We start from the raw sequence: 3,902 nt of genomic DNA on the forward strand, positions 1-3,902 counted from the left end.
AAATTAAAAATTAAAAATTAAAAATTAAAAATTAAAAATTAAAAATTAAAAATTAAAAATTAGCAAGTAATAATGACGAATGAGTCAAACCTACAAAGCCACTGGAATTAATCTGAAAAGTATACCGCTGGGGGAAGCGGACAGGTTGGTGACAATTTTAACTAGGGAGTTGGGTCTGATTCGGGTAGTGGCACCAGGGGCAAGGAAGCAGAAATCGAAATTAGGTGGTAGGAGTGGCTTGTTTGTGGTCAATCAACTACTGCTGGCAAAAGGGCGATCGCTAGATAAAATTATCCAAGCAGAAACTACAGAATCCTACCCAGGATTGAGTCAGGAGCTCAGTAAACTGGCAGCTAGCCAGTATCTGGCAGAATTAGTTCTCTGTCATGCTTTGAGTGAGCAGCCTCAGGAAGAACTCTACGAACTACTTAATGAACATCTACGGCGTCTGGAGCAGTTACCTAAAATTACAGCTAATCCCTCAGGGTTGTCCTTAGTGTTAGCCCATTTGTCCCATGGTGTCTTTCACCTGCTTGCCCTGGCCGGAATAGCACCTCAAGTGCAACTTTGTTGTATCACACAACACACTTTAAGTCCAGATTTGACTGACCCGAATTGGCGGGTTGGTTTTAGTGTAGAAGCAGGTGGCACTATTAGTTTAGTCAGTCATGAGTCCAATATGAAGGATTTACCCAATCCAACTATTCCGAATCGAACTATTCCGAATCGAACTATTCCGAATAAAGTAGAGAGGTTGACTCAAACCACTGGCAACACTGATACTGATGTCATCCTACCCCCTCCTCCACGAGTAAATCATAAGCTGAATGCTCTGGAGTTAACCCTGCTTCAACAACTGGCAGCTGCTGAATTACCTCAGCTGACTACACTATTAAAAGAGCAATTGGGAGGGTGGAAGGCGGCTGAGTCTATAGATTCACTCTGGGTGAAGCTGGAGCGAATTTTACGAGACTACGCTCAGTATCACTTTGGTCGCTCAATTCGCTCAGCGGCTTTAGTGGATGCGTTGTCGTCTGTTAACTAATACTCATAATCCGGGTCTGTTAATAGGTAATAAATAATGGGTAATAAATAATAGTTAATGGGTAATGACAATATAATTTTGGTGTTTAAAAGCAGCAAGATTAAGGTATTAAATTATCAATTAATAATTACCATTTACTAATTACCAATTGCCGAGTAAATCATCCATTCATAGTAACAGTATGACTATCTAAAAAAGTTGTTACTGGTAATAAAAAAGCCTAACCCATAAAAGCCAGAATGCGATCATCGGAGCCTGGAAAAAAACAAAAACACTCCCCAGACCCCACGTCTGATTTCACCAAGTCTGATTTGGTGGCAAAACCCTCATCGAGAAGTGATGAGCTAAGGGATCAGGAACTGGATTCATCACCGGATAAAGGATTTCTACCAGTTCTAAAAAATTCCAACTTCTTAGCCCTATGGAGTGGTCAAGTCTTCTCTCAGCTAGCAGACAAAGTTTATCTGGTGTTAATGATTGCCTTGATAACCAGTCGCTTTCAAGACGCTGATCAAACTATCAGTGGCTGGGTATCAGCTATCATGATTGCCTTTACCATCCCAGCAGTTCTATTTGGTTCCTTGGCTGGCGTCTATGTGGATCGGTGGTCAAAAAAAGATGTGCTGGTGCTAACCAATCTGTTGCGAGGCGCACTGGTGTTGTTAGTGCCTGGGTTGTTGTCCTTTACTCAAGGCTGGACATCAGTCTCCAATGTGCCACTCGGCTTTTACGTCTTATTAGTGATTACATTTCTAGTCTCTACCCTGACCCAATTTTTTGCCCCAGCAGAACAAGCGGTAATTCCCTTGATTGTGAAACCGCACCACCTACTGTCGGCCAACTCCCTATATACTACAACCATGATGGCTTCCTTAATCATTGGTTTTGCTGTGGGTGAACCGTTGTTAGCCTTAGCGGATAGCTTGGGAGCTCAGCTACATTTCGGCGTGTACTTGGGGAAAGAAGTTTTGGTAGGAGGGTCTTATGCGATCGCAGGATTAGTGTTGTTGTTACTGAGAACGGGTGAAAATCGGGCAAAGTCTAAGGCTGAGCAACCTTATGTGTGGGCAGACATTGCCGATGGTCTGCGTTACGTACAACACCATCGAAATGTCCGCAATGCTATGATTCAACAAGTTATTCTGTTTTCCGTTTTTGCTGCTTTAGCCGTTCTGGCGGTAAGACTCGCGGAAAACCTACCTGGGATCACCGCTTCCCAGTTTGGCTTCTTGTTAGCAGCAGGTGGAATTGGGATGGCGATTAGTGCAGCAATCCTAGGAAACTGGTTTGATGACACCTCCTATGTAGATTTAAGTCTGTCTGGTTCTGTAGGTATGGGAGTAGCCTTAGTAGGGTTGTCCCTATTCACTAACAATCTCTGGCTGGCTTTACTGATGACAATGGTATTGGGGGGGTTTGGGGCTTTGGTGGGTATCCCGATGCAGACTACCATCCAGGCAGAAACACCAGAACAGATGCGGGGCAAAGTTTTCGGACTACAAAACAACGCTATTAATATCGCCTTGAGTTTACCATTAGCCTTAGCGGGGATCGCAGAAACTTGGTTGGGTTTACAACCTGTATTTCTTGGTTTAGCAGCACTTGTGTTCTTAGGTGGGTTCTTAAACTGGTATATTTCCGGTAATAGATTAAATAATTTAAATAAACGTCATCAATAGAGACTTAACTACCAACCGGAATGCATATCGCCTGGCTCGGAAAAAAATCCCCTTTTTGTGGTAACGTCACCTACAATCGAGAAGTGACCAATGCTCTGCTCGACCGGGGCTACCAGGTCAGTTTCCTCCACTTTGCCCAAGAAGAAGAGGACCGGACTTGGTGGGGTTGTCAGGAGGTACCACTGCCTTGCTTGTACAAGTCTCAGATGTATACCATTCCAACCCTAACCGCCAGTAAGGTTTTGAAGCGATCGCTACAGGAGCTCAAACCTGATCTGGTTCATGCTTCCTTAACTTTATCTCCTTTAGACTTCCTGTTACCGGAAATCTGTACCGAACTCAATTTACCCCTAGTGGCGACCTTCCATCCGCCCTTTGATGGTAAACGACGCAATTTGCAATCGGGAACCCAATTGCTGACCTATCAAGTTTATGCGCCGTTTCTCGCCCACTACGACCGAGTGATTATCTTTTCTCAACTCCAACGGGATGTCCTAAGCCGGGTTGGGGTTCCTGATCACAAGCTAGCAGTGATTCCCAATGGAGTTGATGTCCAGAAATATTCTCCAGGATACTCCCAGTGTACCTCTGAGTTTGCATCCGAGTTCAAAGCGGAACGGCTATTTGTTTATCAAGGTCGCATTGCTACGGAAAAAAATGTGGAAGCGCTGCTGCGAGCCTGGAAACACTGTAACCTGGGTAAATCCAGCAAGCTAGTGATTGCTGGTGATGGACCGTTATTAGCCTCATTGAAACCATTTTATGGGGAAGAACAAAATGTCATTTGGCTAGGATTTGTGGCTTCCGAGCAACAACGGATTGAGATTTTGCGGGCAGCGGATGTGTTTATTTTACCTTCTCTATTGGAAGGGCTGTCCTTATCATTACTGGAAGCCATGGCTTGTGGTGTGGCTTGTGTAGCCACAGATGCTGGAGCTGATGGGGAAGTGTTAGAGGATGGTGCTGGGGTAATTCTCAATACCCATGGGGTGACATCCCAACTGAAAACCCTATTGCCCCTATTGCGTGACCACAGAGACTGGACTACTTTGCTTGGTCACAAAGCTAGGGCAAGGGTTCTAGAGCGCTATACCTTAAGTGGGAATATTACTCAGCTCGAAAGGCTTTATGAAGAGGTTGTAGAAATTAGGCTTTTGCAATTGAGTGGTCGTGCTTAG

3 protein-coding genes are annotated in these 3,902 nt (G+C 44.5%); all 3 read left to right on the forward strand.

Annotation, left to right across the window (positions count from 1 at the left end; all coding sequences use genetic code 11):
• Nucleotides 1-79: 79 nt before the first annotated feature.
• The 3 genes from recO (at nucleotide 80) to F6K38_RS36935 (ending at nucleotide 3,902) form a co-directional block, all read left to right on the forward strand.
• Nucleotides 80-1,045, forward strand: a complete 966-nt coding sequence (gene recO / locus F6K38_RS36925) for a DNA repair protein RecO (protein WP_008180205.1) — start codon at nucleotides 80-82, stop codon at nucleotides 1,043-1,045.
• 239 nt (nucleotides 1,046-1,284) lie between these two features.
• A complete protein-coding gene (locus F6K38_RS36930) occupies nucleotides 1,285-2,724 on the forward strand; it encodes an MFS transporter (RefSeq protein WP_008180203.1) in 1,440 nt (479 codons plus the stop codon).
• Between the two features lie 20 nt (nucleotides 2,725-2,744).
• Nucleotides 2,745-3,902, forward strand: a complete 1,158-nt coding sequence (locus F6K38_RS36935; RefSeq protein ID WP_287294583.1) for a glycosyltransferase family 4 protein — start codon at nucleotides 2,745-2,747, stop codon at nucleotides 3,900-3,902.

The sequence above is a fragment of the Moorena sp. SIO3B2 genome (genome assembly GCF_010692525.1).
In the GTDB taxonomy this organism is placed as follows: domain Bacteria; phylum Cyanobacteriota; class Cyanobacteriia; order Cyanobacteriales; family Coleofasciculaceae; genus Moorena; species Moorena producens.